This window comes from Bradyrhizobium cajani, from assembly GCF_009759665.1.
GTDB lineage: Bacteria > Pseudomonadota > Alphaproteobacteria > Rhizobiales > Xanthobacteraceae > Bradyrhizobium > Bradyrhizobium cajani.
Genome location: NZ_WQNE01000001.1, coordinates 465,200 through 486,610, shown reverse-complemented (window position 1 = coordinate 486,610; position 21,411 = coordinate 465,200). Strand labels below are relative to the sequence as shown.

The window sequence follows — 21,411 nt, the reverse complement described above, 5'->3', positions numbered from 1 at the left end:
ACCTAGCTTCCGATGCGCGCATGCGCCGATGTCCGCCGAACCGAGCCCAGGATGAGGCCCAGTGTGATGGCAAACCACACGGTCGGATGCCGTAGAATGAAATGGCTGATGCTGAAGAAGGCGAGCGCGAGGATCAGAACGGCCAAGGCGTCAAGTCGCGCGCGGAGCAGGAGCGCAAGCGTACCCGCGAGCAGACCGAGAACGGCGATCACGCCAAGCAGTCCGCCCTGGGTGAAGACGTCCAGCAGGGTGCTATGAGCTTCCAAGGGGAGCGGGACACCCTTGTCCGTGATGCCGCTTGGTTTCTCCAAATGCGGCCCGGGTCCAAGGCCAAGCGATCCGGACTCCAGACCTGCGTGCAAAGCGTCCTGCCAGAGGCTCAGCCGCAGATTGGCGGTTGCCCTGGTTGCCTCGCCGCCACGGTCCTTCATCATTCCCGCGGCCAGCCCCCCGACATCGCCCGCCGTTGCCGCGCCGTAAGGGAGCAGTGAGAGCGAAAGGGGAACTATGGCCATAACGGCGATCGCTGCAGCTGCAAAACGCAGGCTCCATCGATACTCGGGTGATGTCAGCCAGGTTCGCAGGCGCAGCGCGACGAACAGGGGTATCGAGAGCGACATCGAGACAAGGAAGGTGTCGCTCTTCGTCAGCCGGCCCACGACGAACGTTGCGATGCAGCTCAATCCCGCGACAAAGCGGCCAGACCGCTTGGCAGTCAGAGCCATGTGAAGCGAGAGTGGTGTCAGAACTGCACAGTAGATTGCGAGCTGGTTTGGATTCTCCGACCAGCCGCGAAACCGGTCCCAGTACCATGGATTGACTGACGAGATGCTGAAGTAACCCCAGCCCAATGCCAGTTGCGCGGCCATGGTGATGATCCAGAATCCGATCAGAAACCACAGCGTGTCGCGGAGAGAACCCTCCGGCCTCAATGTCGCAGCGGCCAGGCAGGTGACGGCGGCCACGAGGAGATATGCGAATATGTCGTGCACGACGAGATCGGGGTCGACGATTTCCGGGCGCAGCAATGCCAGGAATGCCCCGAAACTCTGGATGAAGATAAAGCAGGTCCAGAATACAAGCAGCCAGAGCAGAGCCGTAGGGTTGCAGACTCTCGAGCTGGTCAGGAGTTGCAGGGACGCGAGACCGAGCCAGACGGCGAGACAGGCCTCCCCGATGCCCAAGGGGAAGCCGGGAAGGCGCAGCTGCGAAGCCGTCCCAAGCACGAGCCCAAGCGCAAGGAGGGCGCTACCGATCATTGTATTTCACTGCTGCTGTGCGCCGCCGCCCGCCCGTCACTCGAATGGCCGCGGGAAAGCAGCTGCCTGTAAAGCTCCGCATAGCGGTCAGCCACGAAGTTCAGGTCGAACTCGCGGCGCACCACGTTGATCGAGCGTTGGCCCATCGTCCTTGCACGCGAGGAATCCTGAAGGAGGCCAAGAATTGCGGCCGCGAGCGCGCGTGGGTCGCGTGGAGGCACAAGGTGGCCGTTCCAGTCTTCGACGACGACGTCATCGCACCCCGGCATGCGCGAGGCGACGATCGGCACCCCTGCCAACCCGGCTTCCAGCAAAACGCGGGGAATGCCTTCGCGATACTCGGTTGGAAAGGCAAAGACATCAGCGAGTCCTAGAAGCGCGGGAATATCCGATCTGGCGCCGGTGGCAATCACATATGGCGCGTGCCGCTCGATCAGCGCCTGATCCACCGCGAATGCACCTTCGCTTTCGCGAGGACCAACGAGCAGAAAGCGAACCTTGGGACGTGCCTGGTGGACGATCTCCGCCGCTTCGAGCAGCGTCGCAATGCCCTTTTGCACCGTCAATCGGCTTACCGTAAGGACGATTTCGGCGTCGCCCAGCCCGAGTTCGGCGCGTAGCTCGGCAGGCGAGGCCATCCGCGCTTGCGCTGTCTCGAAAGCGCCGACATCGATCCCCGAGCTTCCGATGACGACAGACGGGCTCTTTCCAAGCAGATGGTGACGGTGGAAGAAGCTCCTGTCCGCCTTGTTCTGGAATACGGTCGCTGCGGTCCAGCAGGCAGCCAGGCGTTGCATGGCCAGATAGACCGGGCGAAAGGCGAGGGCTCTCAGCTCGGTCGAGGAGAAGACCCACCCCATTCCGTTGATCGTACGGACAACGGGAACGGCGCCGCGAAGTGCCAATGGTGCAAACAGGTTCGGCTTGGTGTCGAAGGTCTGGATCACGTCTGGACGAGCGAACTTCACAAGCCGCGCCAGTTGCCCAATGGCGGCCCGATCAGAGGCGCCCATGCCAAATCTGTCGAACTGATATTGATGATAGGTGATGCCATTTTGCGCGAATGCAGATGCTGCACCGGTGCCCGCCGCGCTCACGCGCAGTCCGCGGTTCTGCAGAGCCTCCAGGAACGGGATACGCAGCGCGTGATCCTCGCCTCCTATGCAAAGCAAGTGCAGCGCCATGTTGCTTCCTTCCGTCCCTTTGAGCAATCTCGCCTGGACCCCGGCCTCAAAGGCCCCGCCTTCCCGGCGAAGATTTGGGACCTGAGCAGGTTAGGACGTGTCTGCGGCCTGTCTTCATGCATTCGAATGACTGAGGCAGCGGGTGGTTCGCCGACGTGCTCGCATAGAGCTTTTTGCACGCGACAACGCAGCGCGAGCGCATGTTTGCCGAACGCGCCACGAGCACTTCGACGTCCCTTCATCGGACAACGCACCGCATTCCGTGTCTGCGCTAGGGCAGGACTGCGAGGCGTCCGAGCAGCGCGATCAGGTCGGCCTGCCGGCGTGTCTGCGTCTTGACGAACAGCGAGGCCAGCTGCGAGCGCACGGTCGTTCGGCTCAGTCGCCGCGCACGAGCGATGTCGATCAGGTTGTTGCCTCGCGCCAACTCGATGGCGAGCTGAGTTTCCGCAGTGGTAAATCCGAACAGGCGCTGCAGCGTTCGGGGCGAGGGCTCTGGATGAGCATCGAGATCGAACAGGATCAGCGCGATGGTCTCGTCAGACCATGCGTTCGCGACCTGGTTGACCAAAGCGGTAAACCCTTCCTTGGTCGACGTCGCCAGCCAGGATGTCGAACCTGCCGGAAACCGTGCGCCCGCGCGATGGACCAATTCCTTCACCGCGCCATAGAGCGTTTCCTGGCTAGCATTGGCGCGCGACTCGCGTTCCAGGATCGCGCGTCCGGCTGGACTGAGTTCGACCACCCGACCGCGTCGGAGCAAGACCTGTCCGCATCCGATGCGTGCGAGCACGCCGCGCAAGCCGTCGTGCTTGTGGCTGTTGGCGTCTGAATGAATGTTTGGTCCAGTATCTGAGTCCGAAATATTGAACATCGATTCAGCAGAATGACCCTGCAAAGCAATAGTCCTCGGCAATGCCTGATTTAAATTCAACATTGTTACTTCCCCAGCCGGGCTTCCTAATGGAATGAACGTGCCACAAAGCTTCCAAATTTCTGCGCAACGTGTAAACGTTGAATCAGGGGTAACCCCGCGGCGCGCGAAGCGACCGAGAGTCGCCGATCGTCACGCCAATTCCCGATCGTGATCAAGTAAGGGGTAGCAACGCGGGTCTACATCTCGCACGTGCAGCAGCGGGAGCATTCAGGAAATAGTCGGAGACTACTCCGGAAGGGTCGATTGGAACTGACCCTTGAGGGGTACTCCGTCTCCGGGTCAGTTCGAGAGACGCGCTGCCGCAGGGCGCAGTGTGACTTCGATCACGTCGCCAGGCTCCACGTCGAAATCGACGGAGGCGGGTATCCTGTCCCACTGCTGCCCGAGCCGCCGCACGACGACCACATCGGGATTAAGCTCGCCTGAATTGACGGGGATCGCGCCCGACCCGCCGATCGGTTGTAGCTTTTGACTGAGCGCCTGCATCCTGACACGGAGGTCCGCCAACCGAACGTTCGAATCCTTCTGCTCCCTGAGGAGGTTGATGGTTCGCTGGCTGGTCACCCGTTCGGTTTGCCGCAGGAAGTCCTCGCGTTGGCGCTGGAGCCGCATAAGCTCGACGCTCGTCTGCAAGCGCCGGGTCGACGACAGCAATAGGGCACGCCGGCTTTCGCTCACGCGAGGGCTTGCCAGCAGCCCGGACCCGAACGCCTTCATGACTCGTTCGAGTTCCTCTTCGTCGGCCTGTACGCCCTTCTCTTCACCTTCCTGTTGTTTCTTGAGCGTAGCGAACTGTGCGTCCGTCTGCTTTACGGCATCCTCCAGAAAGCGCTGTTCCGTGCGATAGTCGCTTTGCGACGTCTTCAGAGAGTCCCTTTCGGCTTGAACAACCGAAGCGATCACGTTCGCAGGCAGCGAAATGTCGCTTGGGGGCGTGGCATCGAATGTGTCGCGGCCGTCAAGCTCCGCGACGATTCGAACGATATGGAAATACTCCTTGGTGTATTCCGTCGCGAGGGACTGATAGTCCCTCACAAGATCCGCCGGGTCGGCGGCGCCGGGCTGCATGCCGCGCGATCGCAACAGACTGAAACCGCCGGCAACGGCGACGGCCTGGCGAACGGTCATCGAAGCCCGATACGGCTGCTGGCCAGGCGTGAGCACATCGCCGGAAACATAGACCGGTCGGTATTCCACGACGCTTGCCATGACGTCGCCGGGCTTGATCACGAACGCCTGATCGCGTCCGTCGGTGAGGCGTTGACGCAGTATCCTTGCTTGCAGCAGCGTTTCGATGCGGCTCTGCATCTGCGCCGGGGTCAGGCCCGCAACTTCGACCGTTCCTCCTCCCGGAAGCGGGATGGTGCCGTCGATCTGGATCTGCGTGCGGTTACGTTGATCAGGCAGGCCGCCGATCGAAATCTCGATGGTATCGCCCGGTCCGAGCTTGTACGGATCGGCAAGGGACATCCCGCTCGTGCTGACAAGCAGAATTGCCGCGCACGCACCCAGCAGGAGGGCTACAGAGGGTTTGCCTCGCTTCTTGCATTTCATGACAAACTCCCAATGCAACGTCCCTGGACGCTTCGCGATCTGAGATGCCGCTCGTCCTTTCTAAACGGCCCTCTTCAAGTCCGAGATGTGGGCGGTCGGAAGGAAGATCTCGTAGTTTCCGAAGAAGTGTCTCCGCTCTTCGACGTGGTCGAACAGGCCCTGGCTCAAGGCAGCCAGGATCTCGCTGATGCCTTGCTGAACGCTGATTTCGGGTTTGAAATTCAACACCCGACGGATCTTGTCGAAATTCACGCGGTAGTTCCGGGGGTCGGCGCCGCGCTCCTGATAGGTGACCTTCGATCGCGGAATGTGCCTCAGGATTTCCTCGACGACCATCAGCTTGGTGAAGTTGTTCTCCTCGCAGCCGACGTTGAAGACTTCGAAGGCGACTTTACCGGCAGGCGCGCGGAGAACCTCCTCGACCGCGCGAGCAAAATCACGAACGTGGCAGTAAGGACGCCAGGTCTTGGGATCGAACACCAGCAGCTCCCTTCCCAAATGGAGCTCGCGCGCAAACTCGTTCACTGTTAGATCGAAACGCATTCGCGAGGAGAGACCAAAGGCGGTCGCAAAGCGGAGGATCGTTGGGTGAAATCCGACCTTTCCCTTGAGACCCAGGATATTGTGCTCCATCTCGACCTTATGCTTGGCGTAAAGGGAAAGCGGCGCGAGCGGATAGTTCTCATCGACCGCCTTGTCCTCTTCCACCAGCCCATAGTTCGAGCAGGTCGAGACGAAGATGAGCCGGCCGACTGGGTGATGTTGGATGGAGTCGATGAAGGACCCGACCCCGTTTCGATTGATCGCATGACTTTCGTCGGGATACTTGCTCGTGATCGGATCGCCGACGAGTCCAGCCAGGACAACGACATCGTCGACGTTCTTCAGCGCCTGGGAGGTGAAGCGCGGATCGCGAATGTCACCGTGCATGAATTCGTAGTTCGGATAGCTCAGATAGGGCCAGACACAGCTCTCGTTCCGGTAGATGAGCTGATCGAGGCAGCGAACGTGCCAACCCTTCCTGAGGAGATGGCCGGTGATCACCGACCCCACGTAACCAGCACCACCAACGAGCAGCACAGTTCGTCTTTCAATAGCCATTTGAGCACCCGTCTACTTCTGAAAAAGATTCGCGCCGAGAGATCCCGGCTCCATGCCACTCTGGTCGTTGTGCCGACGTCTTCGCACGCGGCGCAGAAGCGGATCTCCCACAATGATCCAGGCGGTATGAACGACCCACTTGAGATCCGACCCGATGGTTCGATTGGGGTAGTAAGCCAGATCGATCTTCGCCTTGGCGGGAAACAGAACCTCGCGATAGAAAGTCGCCACATCGCCATCCTGCGGGAACAGCGTGTTTTCGTGTCGGAACAGAACCTGGCACGGCCCAATGAGGCCCGGCCTGTGTTCGAGAATCTTTTCAAATCCGTTTCTGAAACAATCGGCAAATACGAGCGTCTCGGGTCTCGGACCGACGAGTGACATGTCCCCACGCAGGACGTTCCAAAACTGCGGCAACTCGTCCAGCTTGAAGGCCGCCAGCAGCCCGCCGATCGCGGTCATGCGGTTGTCATTCACCGCGGTGAGCGGACTTCCGCGATCGTCGCAATCGGCTCTGAACTTCCGGAACTTGTACATGCGGAACGGTGTCCCGTTCAGCCCGAGGCGAAGCTGTGAATACAGAATCGGTCGCCCGCCTTCGATCCAGATTGCGAGCGCAATGACCAGGAAGACCGGCAGCAAGAAGAACATCGCCGTCCCTGCACCAAGGATATCGACAAGACGCCGCAAGCGCACGGCCGGAACGGCCGCCTGTGTGCATCCCGCATTTACCGTTTCGCTCATGCCTGTACGACCTCCGCTGGCTGGCTTGCCCGAAGTCCTTCTGCGAGGCTGTCCGCCACGTGATCGACGTCGGCGGGAGTCATGGCGGGATGGAGCGGCAACGTGAGCTCACGTCCGCAAAAATCTTCGGTGTTGGGCAGGCTGACGCCTGGATACCGATCCTGGTAGAACGTCAATCGATGCACCGGAGGATAGTGAATAGTCGTCTGAACGCCGCACTTTCTGAGCTCCTCGATCAGGGCCTGCCGGGAGCTTGCCGCCGGGAGCACGACCGGGAGCAGATGGTGAGCCGACACCCACGATGGCTTGAATGGCACCAGGACCGACGGACAACGTTCGGCAAGGCGCTGCCGATAATGAAGCGACAGACGGCGCCTCGTGTCGTTCCAGCCCGACAATTTTCGCAACTGCACGAGACCGACCGCGGCGCGCAATTCGTCCATGCGGTAGTTGAATCCGAGAAGCGTCACGTCGTATTCAGGGCTGCGGCTGACGAGACGCTGGCGCGTGTTACTCGTCATGCCATGCGACCTGGCACGCTTGATCATGTCGCTCAGGATGCGGTGGCGGGTTATGATGGCGCCGCCTTCGGCAGTCGTCATGTTTTTGTTGCCGTAGAAGGAAAAGGCGGCGGCATCGCCAAACGTGCCGACCCCCTTGACGCCGGGCGCATGTGCGGCGTCCTCGATCAGGAGCAGATCCTTGCTGCGAGCGAAGGCTTGCCACTCCTCGCGATCGGCGAGGTAGCCGGCAAAGTGCATGAGGATCACTGCCTTTGTTCGCGAAGTGCATTTGCGCTGCGCGTCTGCCACGGACATCAGGGGAACTGCCCCGGATTCGATGTCGACGAACACCGGCCGTGCTCCGACGTAGAGCACGGCATTGGCCGTGGCAACGAACGTGAGAGACGGTACGAGCACCTCATCGCCGGGACCGATCCCGAGCGCATGCAGAATGAGGTGAAGTGCGGCCGTGCACGAGCCCACGGCAATCGCTTCGTCAGCGCCGTGCATGCGGGCGAACGTCTGTTCGAACTCCCGCACCCGATCTCCCATGGTGATCCAGCCCGAATCGATTGCGGCGGCAAGCGCTTCCTTTTCGTCGGGGCCCAAGGTCGGTTCTGATACCAGCAGCATGTGTACCTCTTCATTCCGTGTGCGAAGACGACGTCGCGTCACGCAGCCGCAATGGCGAATGCGGGTGACTGCTCGTCCCACGCGATGTCCTGCGCCTTGAGGAAGTCCTCGACCCGGCCAATATCGAGCCACAGGCCGGTGTGCTTGAACACGTTGACGCGGGCGTCATCCTCGAGCATCTGGAACATCAGGTCGTCGAAGCCGAACGGAACGCCCGACGGAATGCGCTCAAGGACGACCGGATTCATGCAGTAGATTCCCATGCTAACGAGGTTCATCAGCTCCGGCTTTTCGCGAAACCCGGTCACGCGTCCGTCCGTTTCGTCGATCACGCCGAAATCCATCTTCGTGCTTCGAACGGAAGTCGCGATGGTGATGTTGGCGTCGGATTTGCGGTGATTGTGGATGAGCTGGTTCAGGCTCAGGTCAGTCAACACGTCGCCGTTGAGGACCAGGAACGGCTCGTCGAGCTGCTCTCGCAACAACGACAAGGGACCGATCGTGCCGAGGGGTTCGAGTTCCTGTGTGTAGGTGATCCGCATATTCCACTGGTTGCCGTCACCACAGACGCTGCGGATCAGATGGCCGAGATAGCCGGTCGTGACGAAAACGTCGCTGATCCCGTTTCGTCTGAGCCACTTCAGGACGAGTTCGAGCACGGGGCGCGCGCCGATCGGCATGAGAGGTTTTGGCAAAATGGACGTATGTGGGCGAAGCCGAGTTCCCTTGCCGCCGCACTGAACTACCGCTTTCATCGTCACCTCCATGTACAAAAAATACGCTTCAAAAAAATCGGCATATCATCGCAGGCGGAAAAAGTAGGAGCGAACCGGGCGTTCGTCTTCGTGCGTTTGCATGAGAGCGTCGCGACCGAACGGCGCAATTCCGGCGGCCTGTCCATGCCGTCGCGCAGCCGAGGCGTATGTCCTTCGGAAGATGGAAGCGCGGTCTTGGCGACGAGACCGACGCGGAAGGGGCCGCTCGCAAAAGAGGAAAAGGCTGACGCCCGGCGGTCCAGTGTGGCCCCCGGCAGCAGGTTGCGATCGAGCGGTCCGCGAGCTCGCTTCTTGTGCCCGCCGAGCTCGCCGGTAGGTCACGTATCGGCGGTCAAACTGATCTTGCCGGCGATGTAGTTCGCCATGCCTTGAATGGAATCGAGATTCTCGGGCAGGATCTCGCTGTCATCGACGGCGATGCCGAAGGTCGTTTCGATGAACCCGACCACCTCAAGCACCCCAGTCGAATCGATGATGCCATGGTCGAGGAGGGAAGCATCGTCCTTCAACGCTGCGATGTCGCTAACATAGAAATTCGACGTCAGGAAAGCGCGGATCTGTTCCTTGCAGCGGTGGGGGGCCAGGACGAGTGTCATTGCAGTCGTACTCCATGTAAACGCGCTGGGTCCATTAGCCGATCATGAGCGATCCGGCGGTGAGCTCTCGCTTGTTGATCTTGCCAGTGTCCGTGCGCGGCAGTTCCGCCGCCACTACGACATACTTTGGCACCATGAAACTCTCGAGCCGCTTCTGGCACTCTCGCTGAATCTGCTTCGGGCCGATCGACCGTCCCTGGTCGAGCACAACGAAGGCCTTGAGCGCGTGCCCCAGCAAGTCGTCCGGGACGCCAATGACCGCCGCTTCCCTTATGCCGGGAATGTCCAGCAGTGCGCTCTCCACCTCCTTGGGCGCGACCTTCTCACCGCGCGATTTGATGACCTCGTCGCTACGGCTGACGAAATACAGATATCCGTCGGCGTCCATTCGACAGTGGTCGCCGGTATACAGCACCTGCTCGCCGGGAAGCGGTCCGGGCTTGAGCTTCTTCGCAGTAGCCTCCGGCTTTCGCCAATAGCCCTTCATGACAGTCGCGCCGCGGATCACGAGCTGTCCGACAACACCGGGGCCGACCCGTTGATCGCACTCGTCAACGATCCACATTTCGGTATTTGGGATGGCAATGCCGACACTCGACGGTTTCCGATCGAGATCCTCCGGCGGCAGATAGGTGCAGCGTTTGCATTCGGTGAGACCGTACATGGAGTAGATGCGTGCGCCGGGAAAAATGTCTCTGAGCTGGCGCAGGTGCCCGACCGGCAGTGCTGCACCGGTGCTGGTCAGGTAACGAATGCTGGATAGATCGTAATCTTTCAACGATTCAAGCTGCAGCAGGGTCGAGAACATGGTCGGCACGCCGGGAAAACCCGTAACTCTCTCTTCCGCAACGTGCCGGAGAACCTCGGCAGGGAAGGCAAACGAACGCTCGAGAACGAGGCGCGCGCCGGCGCGTACGGCCATGATCATCTGGTACAGGCCGTAGTCGAAGGCGAGCGGAAGCGCGTTGAGGATGATCTCATCCTCGCGCACATCCAGATATGATGCGACCGACGTACACGCCGTCATCATGTTCCGGTGCGTCAGCATCACCCCTTTGGGCTCGCCTGTTGAACCAGAGGTGTAGATAATGGCGGCGAGATCGATATCGATGCAGCGGCGTGCGGGTGCTGTGTCGTGCTCGTCGGCTGTCGCTGCACTCCATCGCACGGCGTGTGGCAGTGCGTTCAGATCGATTTCGCTAATGGTGCCGGAGACGATCACGCGGCGCAAGGACAGGCAATGTCGCGCAGGTTCGCAGAACGTTGCGTGGAGGCGCGATTGCGTAATGAGCGCAGTCGGCTGGCAATCACGAAGGAGATAGCTGAGCTTGTCCGGCCTGGTCAGGGGATTGATGAGGCATGCGACCGCATTGGCCTTGAGCGAGGCCCAGAAACTGACGGCTGCCTCCACTGTGTTGTCCGCAAAGATCATCACACGGTCGCCGCGCTCGATGCCGGCCGTGACCAAGTGGTGTGCGACCGCATTGGACCACGTCTCGAGCTGGTCGTAGGTGACCCGGTGACCGTCGCACACCAGAGCGATCTTCGCGCCTTTGCAACGCGCCGATTGAACCAGGTAATCGTGCAGGAGCGGCACAGGATCGTTCATCAGGCGTAAGCTCCCGATACGTGTTGGTGGTCGACGTCCACGCTGAGGGTCAGGCGAGGGCATCTCTCCGGGTGGTCTGCGACGAATTGCTGGAACAGGAGCTGAGTGGACAAGACGCCGACCAGCGCCATGTTGTCGAAGTTGGACAGATCGCCGTCGCCAGCTTGCGCATGCGCTCGGCACTTTGTGCGCAGCCGCTCGACGGCCGCCGGATCGAAGATGTTTGCGGCTCGAATGCTTGCGCCTGAGAGCGCTTCATCGACGTAAGCGGGACTATCCTTGCCGAGGAAGCAAAGCGCATTGGGCGTACGGTAGGGCTGCTTCTTTCGTCTGACGATCTCGGCGGGAAGCTGCGACTGCGCGACACGCTTCAGGACGTGCTTCTCATCGAGGATGCGAAGTTTACAGGCGTCAGGAAGCGAATTCGCAAGCTCGACGACGTCGTTGTCAAGGAATGGAAGGCGGCCCTCGACCGAATTCGCCATCAGCATCCGATCTCCCTGGGAGGAGAGCAGGTATCCGGCCAGAAGGGTCTTGCTCTCCAGGTATTGGTCTTGTGCAAGCGGCGTCCAGTCGGAGAAATCCGCCGGCAGACGATCGAGCAACTCGGTCACGGGGTCGCTTCGCGAAGACGCTGCACGCATGTCTTCGGAGAACAGTCGCTTGATCGCGCTTGTGCTGCGCCAACGCGGATCGTGAGCAAAGCCCGGCGCATCAGTGGCAGAAATGCCGTGGGCGAAGAATTTGAGAGAAATGGCCTGCATATGGACGGGCGATCGGGAGATGTAGGGATAGAGCCGCTTCAGGAGCGCGGCTCGCCGCGTTGAGGCCGGCGCGCGGCCCCAGAAGCGGCGTATCTTACCCTCGCGAAACAGGTCATATCCGGCGAAGACCTCGTCAGCGCCTTCGCCGGTCAGGACGACCTTGATGCCGCGTTCGCGTACCAGTCTCGAGAGCAGGAACAGCGGTACAGGAGCGGTTCTCAGGATGGGGCGCTCGGTGTGGTGGATCACGTTGGGAAAGGTTTTTGCGATGTCCTGGCGGGAGACCAGGAGTTCGTGGTGCTCGCTCCCGATCGTGCGGGCCATGAGGCGCTGATAGGACGTCTCGTCATACTCGGCGTCGGCGAAGCGTACGGAGAACGTCTGGAATCGCCGGCCTGCAAATCGGCTCCCCATCGCCGCCACAAGCGAGCTGTCGAGCCCGCCGGAGAGATAGCTCCCCACAGGGACGTCGGAGCGGACCATTCGAAGCGCCGTAGCTGTTTCCAGCGCGTTGCGCACAGCGTCGATCACATCGTCGTTGCAGGCGGTGGATGAAATGAAGTGCTGATCGGACCGGAGCGGGTAACGTGGGGTCCAGTATGCGTAATCGCTGACCCTGCCGCGCTCGTAGCTGCGGACGTGTCCTGGCTCGACTTCCGTGATCCCCTCAAATACGCACTGCGGCGGCACGGTGCTCCAGAAGGTGAAGGTCTGGTCGATGCCTGCCGGATCGATCGCTCGGGGGATAGCCCGATTAGCAGCGAAGATCGCCTTGATCTCGCTGGCAAAGTAAAGCTGGCCCCGATGATTGCAGAGATAGAGCGGGCAGATTCCGGTCCGGTCACGTGACAGGACGAGGCGGCGGGCGGAGGCGTCCCATATTGCAACGGCCCATTGCCCATTCATCCGGGCGAACGCTGCCTCGCCCCACGCGCGATAAGCCTGAAGGACGACTTCCGTGTCGCTCCGGGTACGGAAGCGGTGGCCGAGGGAGGTCAGCTGCTCGCGCAGCTCGATGTAGTTGAAGACTTCGCCGTTGAACACGATCCAGGCAGGACCGTCGGGATCGGAGAGAGGTTGCTGCCCACCTGCTATATCGATGATCGAGAGCCTGGCATGCGCCAGGCCCGCGAACTGGTCCCGATACAGCCCCTGCTCATCGGGTCCGCGATGTGCAAGCGCCCCAATCATCCGCAATAGCGCGTTCCGCGAAGGACCCGGAGCGTTTGCGCTCAGCGCCACGATGCCTGCGATGCCGCACATGCCCTCTAGTCCTCGATCTCCACGTCAACAAGCAGAGGCGGGGTGTGAAGATAGCGTGTTGCTCGACGCTTGGAGATGATATCGTTGAAAACCTTCTGTACCTGCGCTGCGGTCAAACCGACCGCTTCCGCCACCTCATCGGCAAAGATACCGTGGTTGACCGCGTATAAGCAGATGTCGGTCAAGCGATAGGGAGCGGCGAAATAGAATTCCTCCTGGCTCTGCGGCATCGAGAAGGTGTCGGACGTTGGCGGCCGTCGCCTGATCTCCTCGTCGATGCCGAGGTATTCGGCCAGTTGGTAGACCTGGCTCTTGTAGAGATGCGCGATCGGCATCACGTCCGCATCTCCGTCACCCTGCTTGACGAAGAAGCCTTGATCGTGCTCCAGCCGATTTGGCGTGCCTATGACGGCGTATTTCAGGCGGTCCGCGTGATAATATTCGGTCATCTTGCGGACACGTTGCTTGTAGTTGGTCGCAGCGACGATCTGTAGGTAGACGTCAGGCGGAAGACGTATGGTGGAGACTTCGCCGTTCGGGTCCTGCACGGTCAGGCGCGTGATGTTGATGCCATCGCGCTCCAGAACCGAGCCAAGTACCAGCTTGCATTTCCAATCGGGACCGTACCCGGGTACGACCGCCTGGATCGCCTCTCGCTGACGGCGGTATGCGCCCAATGCTTCGAGAGCCGGCGCGATGTCTTCGACAGTCGTTGTCAGGCGCAGCTGCGTAGCAACGGCCCGGCCGAGCCTCAGTGAATCGGCGGACGAGTCGCGCTCGGGCATGAGTAGCCCGAGAACCTTCGTATTTCCGAATGCGCGCGTACACAGCGCTGCGACGACAGAGCTATCGATGCCGCCGGAAAGTCCGACGACGGCGCCGCGTCGGCCAAGTACGCCAAGAACCCGGTCACGCAGGAATGCGACAATGCGCGCGACTTCCAGTGGCGCGTCCAGGGCCAAGGCGTCCTTACTGAACGCTCCTGCAGTTTTGCTGTGAGTTGCTTGCATGGTCACGTGAACAAACCGCCTCTCTCGGGAAACTCGGCTGGTGGGTAGGTTTGCGAGAGCGCCTTCTGAATCAGGTTCAGATTCATTGCGAGGTAAGGTGGTACGACGAGGTCGGTGTGGGTGCCTGCGCTTGGGATAACCTCGACATGGGCAAATGCACGGTCCCACCCCAGCGCTTGCGGCATCTTCTTCCGCTTGCAGCGGAACAGAACCGCGGAAATCGGCAGCATCGGTTTGGGCTCCGCCAGCCAGCGGAAGTAGGCCTTGGCGCGCAACACCTCCTGCAATTCCTGCTTGAGCCTGAAGGAGGTAAGGTTGAACTGGCCGTTCGCACGGGGCTCAATCACTCGGGCGAGGGCAGCTTCACGGCCGATCGCAACGGTTGCCTTGGCGACGGCCCGGCAGATCATCCGGGACGCGGTTACCCGGTTGTTGCGGATTCGGTGAATCGTGCGGCTCACCGTTTCCCATGCGGAGCTGCGCTCGCCCATGAGGCTAGTGTCGAGAATCCCGAAGAACTTCACGGACCGGCCGGAGGCAAGCAGACGCGTTGCGACCTCGAAGGCGGCCGCACCGCCGAGGGAATGGCCGAGAAGCCTGATGTGGCCATGCGGCTGGACGCGGTTGATCTGCTCCAGCGCGGCAGTGGCCATATCACGAACGCTGTCCTGGCCCTGCAAGATCCTGCCGAGATCCGGGTATCGGATCGGGACGATCTGGGCAATTTCGCGCATCGAGGCGGTCAGAGCTGCGAGGCTCGCTCCGTAACCAAGTGAGCCGGGTAACAGGAATAGCACGGGCAGCGCCTCCGCAACGACGGGAGATGGCGGAGAACCGGGATCCTGGTGCGTGTCAATCAAAGGCCGCAGTGTCATTGGAACGCAACCGACCAAGTTTCAGAAGCGTAGTATGAAGGCGCGGAAAATCCGCTCATCATTCATTTGCATGAAACATGTGACCGCGCCGGGGATTTGATGGCTCTCGCGCGAGTAACATCTGCCGTTCATGGCATGCCTCCCAGCGGACCCGAGGTGCCGGCGGGTCATACGCGCCTGTTGATGCCGGTGGCCGATCTCTGCGCGCCGCCTGGACCATTCAACAGATGCAGCGCCACGGCAATTCCCAGGGCGTAGCCGGTCGCTCCTCCGGCAGCCATCACGAAGATGACCTGCAGCGGATCGTGGCCAAGGTGTGCACCGATGAGGAGCGGAGCAAATACGAACAGAGCCCGCACCAGGTCGACCAGCAGGCGCAACTCCTGGCGGCGAAAAAGGGTCGGAACCTCTTGAATGGGGGTCGACAAGGATTGGGCGGCGCACATGATGGCCAAGGCGGCCATGATCTGGCCCGTGGGCATCCAGGACGGCCCAAGCAGCGGAACGACGACATAGGGTGAAACAAATCCGACCCCAAGCACCGGCAGGGCGATCAGGCCTGTCGCAACGACCAGGAGGCCGAATGCGGTACCGAGCAGATGCTGACGATCAAGACCCTTGCTTGCTTCGGCGACGAAGACGTTGCTGAGAGGCAACGCGATCAGAGTGACTGGACCGGTCACGAGACGGGCGGCGACGCCGAAATGCCCGGCAAAGGCGGTCCCGAACAGCGAGCCGATGAAGATTGCGGGCAGATTGATGATCGCAAATCCCGCAAGGGCCGAGGGCAGCTCGAACAGAGGAAATTTGTACTCCCGCCGCGCCATCGCCGCGATCGACGCCCATGAGGTCTGCATGATGCGTCGGATGTCATCCGGCTTCAGGAGCCGGCCGCAGAGAAATGCGATCAGCACAGCCTGGCTCAGGATGTGAGCCTGCACCATTGCATCATCCCCGAGGCGTGCGAGGCCGAAGCCAACCTGGAGCAGTGCCATTGATGCCGGCAGGATCAGGCGGCCCATTCCGAAGTCGCGCATGTGATTGAAGCGCAAGCACCAGCAGTTCATTGCGTCGGCAACGCCGATCCCCGCCATGCCCACCGGTACGAGATAGGCAAGATGCTGCAGTCGCTCCGGTATCACGGGCGACAGCAGGTATCCGGCGGCTAGCACAATGGACGTCGTAGCGCAGATCGCGACGAGCGTGAGCTTGAGCGCGACCAGTGCCTGGGCCTTGTCCTCAACGACGTACAGCGAGGTGCTGAAGCGAAGCCCGGCGATCGCGCCGAGGATGTTCACGATCGAGAGGTAGATCGTGAAGATTCCAAAATCCTCCGGCGAGTACAGCCGGGTGAGGACGGGAATGGCTGCGACGAGCGTGAGCTGGCCGGTGAGTGCGAGGGCGGAGACGCCCGCCGCCGCCCGAACAAGGGCTCCTGTCCGCGTCCGACCAGTCGCCGCTTTCGCGGTCATGGGAAGCTTCCTCAGTCCAGAATTTCCAAGAAGGCGAGATCGTACGGCTGAGCGCTGGACTCTGCTCGGAGCGTAGGATCGAGCGCCGCGCGCGCCATCATTCGTTCGCATGACGCTCACCGAGATTCCACCGGATCGGGAGCAGCAGCTTGTGCTTGCAGGTCAGATAGCTCCGCACGCGGAGTGCCGGGCCGCCGAAGGTTGAGCTCGGAATCCTCTATGTAGAGACATCGGCAATTGGAGACGGTCTTCGCGGCGCCTTGCGAAGGTCGACTCACACCCCGAACGGACCGCTTCGAAACGTCGCGCCTCGCGGTGACCATTGTCATGCGAATGAAGGATGACCCGACCCGCCGGCCTACCTAGCGTTCCTCGTGCGCGGCGCCGCGGGATCAGATCAGGCTGTTCGCAAAGCCGAAAGGCATCCGGGTTCGTCGGGGCCGGCGCGTCGACAAAGTGAGCCTAAGGGGAAAACCCGATGAACCTGTTGCAGCTCGACGGGTCGGAAGGGACTAGAGATCCGCAAGCCCGCCCCTTCATCTCGGTGGCGGTTCCAACCTTCCGCCGACCGGACCTGGTGCGCCGCACGATTGAAAGCGTGCTGCAGCAGGAGCACTCCGATTGGGAAATGGTGATCAGTGACGACGAAGGCCCGAAAGGAGAGGCTTGGAGCGTCCTGTCCGAATACGAGCGCAGGGATCGGCGTATCCGGGTCATCGAGAACCACCGAGGCAAGGGTCAGGTCGAGAATACAAACAACGCGATGCTCGGATGTCGCGGCCGCTGGATCAAAGTATTGCACGACGACGACTGGCTCGTGCCAGGTTCGCTCGAGACTTTTGCGGAACTGGCGAGGACGTACCCCAACGCTGCGTTCATGACCTCCTCTTCTCATGTCGTCCAGGACGACGGAATAAAATACAGGCGCGGACGCCAGGTCACGCTGTATTCGAGCCAGCAATGCCTCACCGATCTCTATCTGGTCGGCAAGACCCGGTTGCTGGGGATCGTTCCGTCGACTCTGCTGGTCAAAAGCGAGGTCATCCATGCCGGCTGTCTGATGCGGAACTATAAGTCGATCGAATGGGGGGTGGACCAGCTGTTCTTCGTCGACCTCGCCTGTCACGGCGACATGGTGGCGATCGACGACGGTTTGATCTTCTACGACATGACGGATCACGCGAGCATCACCGCTGCCGGATCGTTCCCGCAGATCGATCGGGAGACCCTGGATCTCAAACACCTGACCTGGAGCCTCGTGGAGGACAAGCGGGGGCTCCCGGATCCCGAAACGGTGGCACGTGCTTTGCGAGTCGCAAGATTGCGTGGAAGATTTCGCCACCAGTCATGGGGGGCAACGATCCGGGACGCGCTCCAGATCCTGCGTCCCTCGGTCATCAAGGCAGCCAACAAGGCCATCCAGGCGCGAACGCGTGCGCCGGTAGCCGGCTCGCTCGTTCGCGTCGGTCATATCTGACGCGAGTCGGCGCTGGCGGTCATCGGGACAAGGCGCTGGTCTGATCAAGGTGATCGAGACGGGTTACAAAGTCGAACACGGGGCCGCCCGGCACGCCCCAATTGCTTGACCAGATGATTTGCGATCCATCGGGAGACGGCGAAGCGTGGGTTTCGCTCCAGTAGTTGTGCGAGACGTTACGCGTGTGCGCAATGCGCCGGAACTCGCCACTGCCGTCAATTCGCAGAGCAATGACCTCCCGGGCAAAGGGCGCAAACTTGGGGAGCTGGGCAATCTCCGATGGATCGCCGCCATAACTCAAGATGACCCAGCCAGGCCGATCGATGGCGCGCGTGGACGCATGTGACGCCTCTCCCCGCGGAGCAAGGGCGGTGACCATGCCGTCATCCAGCCGGCGCTTGATCACCTGGTATATGTCGGGATCGGCTTTGCTGATTCCGACGTAGACCTCGCGTCCGTCCGCGTCCACGGTCATGTCGCCATGACTTGGCCGATGATGTTCGGTCCAGCTCTGCACCAGATCGCCGGCGACGGTGAAGATGAATGCCTCATCCTTTCCGTCGACCCATCGGCTGCATCTGATGTAGCCACCAAGGGGAGATATCTCGCATACACCGTCTCGTCCGGGCAGTTTTCCCACTTCGATATCCGGAAACTTCTGCCGGTTCGCCAGATCGAATGCGAATGCGACGACGGCGCCGTCTGCACGCGTGCCTCGCACGGCGATGCGCCTGCCGTCCCGAGAGGGATTACCCTTGCCCGGTCCGAACTGGAGGCCGCGATAGCCCTCGGCCGTCAACATGATCTCCTCGGCATTGGTGCGCGGCGTCCAGAGCGAGATCTTGCGCCCGATCACGCAGATCATGCGCTCGGGGTCCCGCGGGTGCCATTCGCACTCGTCCTCGCGTTGGCGGCGGAACAACGGAGCGTATGTCTTTCCGTCAAGAAAGCAGAGGCCGTTGCAGCCATTGGCGATCAGAAGCAGAGTTTGGTCTGCATTCCAAGCCTGTGCACTCGAATAGCGGTGGGTGCAGTAGGCTCGTTGACAGGCGAGGCCAGCGCCCAACGGCCCCGGCGTCGTTATCCGGACGATCGTGGCGCCGGTGTCCGGGTCGGTGATCGGAACGAGATAGTCGGGCAAGTCCAGGGGGCTGGCTGTCGCAAGCTTCGCCTTGACCAACGTCTGTGCGGCAGCGATGCCTGCCAACGCAAGCACGACCATCGCTACTCCCGCCAAACCAATTCTGATGCAGACGGACGGAGACATCGTCTCATGCTCCATGGCAAGCAGGGGCTTGGATCGTTCAAATGCGCAAGCGGCCGACCCGAGGGGGCCGCCGGTCATGACGCTCCCGGAGCGACCAAGGATACGTCGCGATGATGTCTTTTAGCCGTTACGTCTCAACGCGCATCATCCGAATGCAGGACACCACCTCGTGGGACCTTGTGATCCTCGCGCAAGCTCAGATATTCGATTGCCGATCATTCGGACCGGGGGCGTTGCGCAGCAAAATGCGGCTGCCACCCGGTGCTTTCTCAAGAGTTCGATGCGGGTCGAACTGATTGTCCAGCTATTCCATTTCGGAGACCCCGGCTTCGTGACGTCCGGGCTCGTGTGGGGCCAGGCCAGGAGCAGTCGTCCGATCGATCGACAGTGACAGCACGTGACCATTGGAGGGCCTGACAAGTGATCCGTTGTTCATCCCCCAGATCGCGGCCTGCGTCCTGTTCTGGACCCGTATCTTGCGCAGGATCGCCTTCACGTGAACCTTCACCGTCGCTTCGGCAATATCGATCTTTCGTGCAATGCTCTTGTTGGAATTGCCCTCGATCAGAAAGGAGAGAATTGCCTGCTCTCGCGGCGATAGATGAGGGGCGATCCGCTCCTCAGCCGTAACGATGAGGCTCGATCTCTCCTCACCCGTCGGCTGCAATTGAGGCTCGCGATCGGAACTGCCATCGAGCACGAATGACAGAAATGCGGGTGGAAACACAGTTTCGCCCATCGTCACGAGCTCTATGGACTTGACGAAAGCGTCGCACGAATTCACGTCGACGAAATAGCCACTCGCTCCGGCCTTATAGGCCGAGATCATCTCATGAGGCCGGTAGTGGTCAGATACAATCGCCACGCGGGCGGCTGGATAATGCTCCCTTACAAATCCGATATGCTTCACCGCGAGGTCGAACTCGTCGGGATTGTGGACGATCACGAATAACAGCTTGCAGCCTTGCAATGCGCTTGGTAATTCGTCAGCGCTCGAAGCTGACATCGCGATGTGGAAATCCGCCTCGCGCAGTATTCGTGAAATTCCCTCTCTCACTAAAATATTTCGTCCAATCAAAACGACTTTAGCAGATTGTCGCCTCCTCATAACGCCCTCCGCACTAACGCAATGACACCACTTGAAAACGAACAAAAGAACAAAGCTCAACAGACCCGAAGCTTCCGATTCACAGAAGTTAAGCGTTTGTTAGCCTTTTCTGAAGGTTAGATTCGATTTTTCGATTGTGCCTATATACCTTTCGTTATAGATTGCGTGGGTTTTCCAACTGGTTCATGAAGCCCGATTGCCGCTGTGAGCAGTCATCTGAGGGCGAGCGCGAATCGCGATTCAACTTTCGAATGTTGATCGTATGAGAATGGCTTTCGCCAGCTCCTTGCTCCATCTCCACGCTTCGGAATGACCAAGTAGCTCAACTAGTTAATTGCTTGCCGGAGGAGATCGGACTGGCCGACCCCGGTTTCATACGGCCTCTGGATCTCGCAAATTCGTGTATTATCTGAAGCATCAGACTCGTGCCGTCACTGCCTCACGTGTTTTGTTTCGCCGAGTGGCACTTTCGTTTTCGTAGAACGTTCGTGGTGATCAATCTATTTCGAAGCGGCAATGGCTGGGGCCTGTAGCTTCATTCGGCGGAGTTGGGGCGGCAGATTCAGGAGCGCCCGATGCGTCGTGCGACTGTGGTTATTGCGGACCGACACCCCGTGGTTTTGCAAGGTCTCGCAAACATACTTGGTTCAGAATCCGATTTTGAGATCGTCGCATCCTGCGGCGACGCTGCGAGCTGCATCAAGTCAATTTTGGCCCTCGCGCCCGACATAGCGGTCGTGGATGCGGCAATGCCGGAGCTTGCCGCGTTGCTGAACAATTCGTTCAGCGGCTCGGAAGGTCACTCGACGCGTTTGGTGTTCTTCGTGTCCAGCGAGGATTGCGATCTCGTCCTGTCGGCCGCTCCCGCGGGACACAGTGTTCTGCTGAGGGAGATGGCGGGCCAGGCCCTGGTGCAATGTTTGCGAGCGATTACCGATGGTGAGACCGTCGTTCCGGGTCCGCCGACTGATCAGGCCCAATCTCGGGAGCAGAGTACGAATCCGGAAACCGCACTTGCGGTACTCACGGAGCGTGAGCGGCAGATCATGCGCCTCGTGTCTCGCGGTCTCTCCAACAAGGAAATTGGCCGCCGGCTGAATATTGCCGATGGCACCATCAAGGTGCACCTCCACAACATTTTCCAAAAGCTCGAAGTCGGCAATCGCACGGCACTTGCTGCCCTCGCCATCTCTCACGATGACCGCGCCAATTCAGCGCAGGACAAGCCGACGCAGGCCAGATCAGATTCGGTAACCAGCGAGCGCTAAGCCATCAGCTC

The 21,411-nt window shown here is 60.5% G+C and carries 18 protein-coding genes; 2 read left to right on the top strand and 16 right to left on the bottom strand.

Translation table 11 applies throughout. The features are described from left to right. Positions 1–2 precede the first annotated feature (2 nt). The 14 genes from GPL20_RS02180 to GPL20_RS02115 all read right to left on the bottom strand — a co-directional run bounded on the left by GPL20_RS02180 (position 3) and on the right by GPL20_RS02115 (position 16,280). Entirely contained in the window at positions 3–1,259 is a 1,257-nt protein-coding gene (locus GPL20_RS02180) for an O-antigen ligase family protein (RefSeq protein WP_157327233.1), read from the bottom strand. Beyond that, complete coding sequence (locus GPL20_RS02175; protein ID WP_157327231.1) at positions 1,256–2,443, bottom strand: glycosyltransferase; 1,188 nt, start codon at positions 2,441–2,443, stop codon at positions 1,256–1,258. Before GPL20_RS02175 ends, GPL20_RS02180 begins: the two co-directional genes overlap by 4 nt. Before the next feature lie 271 nt (positions 2,444–2,714). Beyond that, entirely contained in the window at positions 2,715–3,380 is a 666-nt protein-coding gene (locus tag GPL20_RS02170; RefSeq protein ID WP_157327229.1) for a helix-turn-helix transcriptional regulator, read from the bottom strand. A gap of 279 nt (positions 3,381–3,659) precedes the next feature. Further along, on the bottom strand, positions 3,660–4,934 hold the full coding sequence (locus GPL20_RS02165) for a polysaccharide biosynthesis/export family protein (protein WP_157327228.1): 1,275 nt from the start codon (positions 4,932–4,934) through the stop codon (positions 3,660–3,662). Between the two features lie 60 nt (positions 4,935–4,994). Beyond that, positions 4,995–6,035 (bottom strand): NAD-dependent epimerase/dehydratase family protein, encoded by a 1,041-nt coding sequence (locus GPL20_RS02160; RefSeq protein ID WP_157327226.1) that lies wholly within the window; start codon positions 6,033–6,035, stop codon positions 4,995–4,997. A gap of 12 nt (positions 6,036–6,047) precedes the next feature. Next, positions 6,048–6,779, bottom strand: coding sequence for a sugar transferase (locus GPL20_RS02155; RefSeq protein ID WP_157327224.1), 732 nt, complete (start codon positions 6,777–6,779; stop codon positions 6,048–6,050). Further along, positions 6,776–7,915 (bottom strand): DegT/DnrJ/EryC1/StrS family aminotransferase, encoded by a 1,140-nt coding sequence (locus GPL20_RS02150; RefSeq protein ID WP_157327222.1) that lies wholly within the window; start codon positions 7,913–7,915, stop codon positions 6,776–6,778. Before GPL20_RS02150 ends, GPL20_RS02155 begins: the two co-directional genes overlap by 4 nt. Positions 7,916–7,953: 38 nt before the next feature. Continuing rightward, positions 7,954–8,670, bottom strand: coding sequence for a nucleotidyltransferase family protein (locus GPL20_RS02145; RefSeq protein WP_157327464.1), 717 nt, complete (start codon positions 8,668–8,670; stop codon positions 7,954–7,956). Between the two features lie 338 nt (positions 8,671–9,008). After that, positions 9,009–9,287 carry an acyl carrier protein gene (locus GPL20_RS02140; RefSeq protein WP_157327220.1) on the bottom strand — a complete coding sequence of 93 codons (279 nt, stop codon included), beginning with the start codon at positions 9,285–9,287 and terminating at the stop codon, positions 9,009–9,011. 34 nt (positions 9,288–9,321) lie between these two features. After that, positions 9,322–10,896, bottom strand: a complete 1,575-nt coding sequence (locus tag GPL20_RS02135; protein WP_205751128.1) for a class I adenylate-forming enzyme family protein — start codon at positions 10,894–10,896, stop codon at positions 9,322–9,324. Continuing rightward, positions 10,896–12,923 carry an asparagine synthase (glutamine-hydrolyzing) gene (gene asnB / locus GPL20_RS02130; protein ID WP_157327218.1) on the bottom strand — a complete coding sequence of 676 codons (2,028 nt, stop codon included), beginning with the start codon at positions 12,921–12,923 and terminating at the stop codon, positions 10,896–10,898. Before asnB ends, GPL20_RS02135 begins: the two co-directional genes overlap by 1 nt. 5 nt (positions 12,924–12,928) lie before the next feature. Then, positions 12,929–13,933 (bottom strand): NAD(+) synthase, encoded by a 1,005-nt coding sequence (nadE, locus tag GPL20_RS02125; RefSeq protein ID WP_157327461.1) that lies wholly within the window; start codon positions 13,931–13,933, stop codon positions 12,929–12,931. A 2-nt stretch (positions 13,934–13,935) separates the two neighbouring features. Next, positions 13,936–14,808 (bottom strand): thioesterase domain-containing protein, encoded by an 873-nt coding sequence (locus tag GPL20_RS02120; RefSeq protein WP_157327216.1) that lies wholly within the window; start codon positions 14,806–14,808, stop codon positions 13,936–13,938. Positions 14,809–14,975: 167 nt separating this feature from the next. Continuing rightward, complete coding sequence (locus tag GPL20_RS02115; protein WP_157327460.1) at positions 14,976–16,280, bottom strand: lipopolysaccharide biosynthesis protein; 1,305 nt, start codon at positions 16,278–16,280, stop codon at positions 14,976–14,978. A 478-nt stretch (positions 16,281–16,758) separates the two neighbouring features. Between GPL20_RS02115 and GPL20_RS02110 the strand changes: the two genes are divergently transcribed. After that, positions 16,759–17,757 (top strand): glycosyltransferase family 2 protein, encoded by a 999-nt coding sequence (locus tag GPL20_RS02110; RefSeq protein ID WP_157327214.1) that lies wholly within the window; start codon positions 16,759–16,761, stop codon positions 17,755–17,757. 19 nt (positions 17,758–17,776) lie between these two features. On the opposite strand, the gene GPL20_RS02105 is transcribed toward GPL20_RS02110, so the two are convergent. Beyond that, positions 17,777–18,979, bottom strand: a complete 1,203-nt coding sequence (locus GPL20_RS02105) for a YncE family protein (RefSeq protein ID WP_246249999.1) — start codon at positions 18,977–18,979, stop codon at positions 17,777–17,779. A 349-nt stretch (positions 18,980–19,328) separates the two neighbouring features. After that, positions 19,329–20,132, bottom strand: a complete 804-nt coding sequence (locus tag GPL20_RS02100; RefSeq protein ID WP_157327212.1) for a LuxR C-terminal-related transcriptional regulator — start codon at positions 20,130–20,132, stop codon at positions 19,329–19,331. Between the two features lie 575 nt (positions 20,133–20,707). Between GPL20_RS02100 and GPL20_RS02095 the strand changes: the two genes are divergently transcribed. Then, entirely contained in the window at positions 20,708–21,400 is a 693-nt protein-coding gene (locus GPL20_RS02095) for a LuxR C-terminal-related transcriptional regulator (protein ID WP_157327210.1), read from the top strand. Positions 21,401–21,411 lie beyond the last annotated feature (11 nt).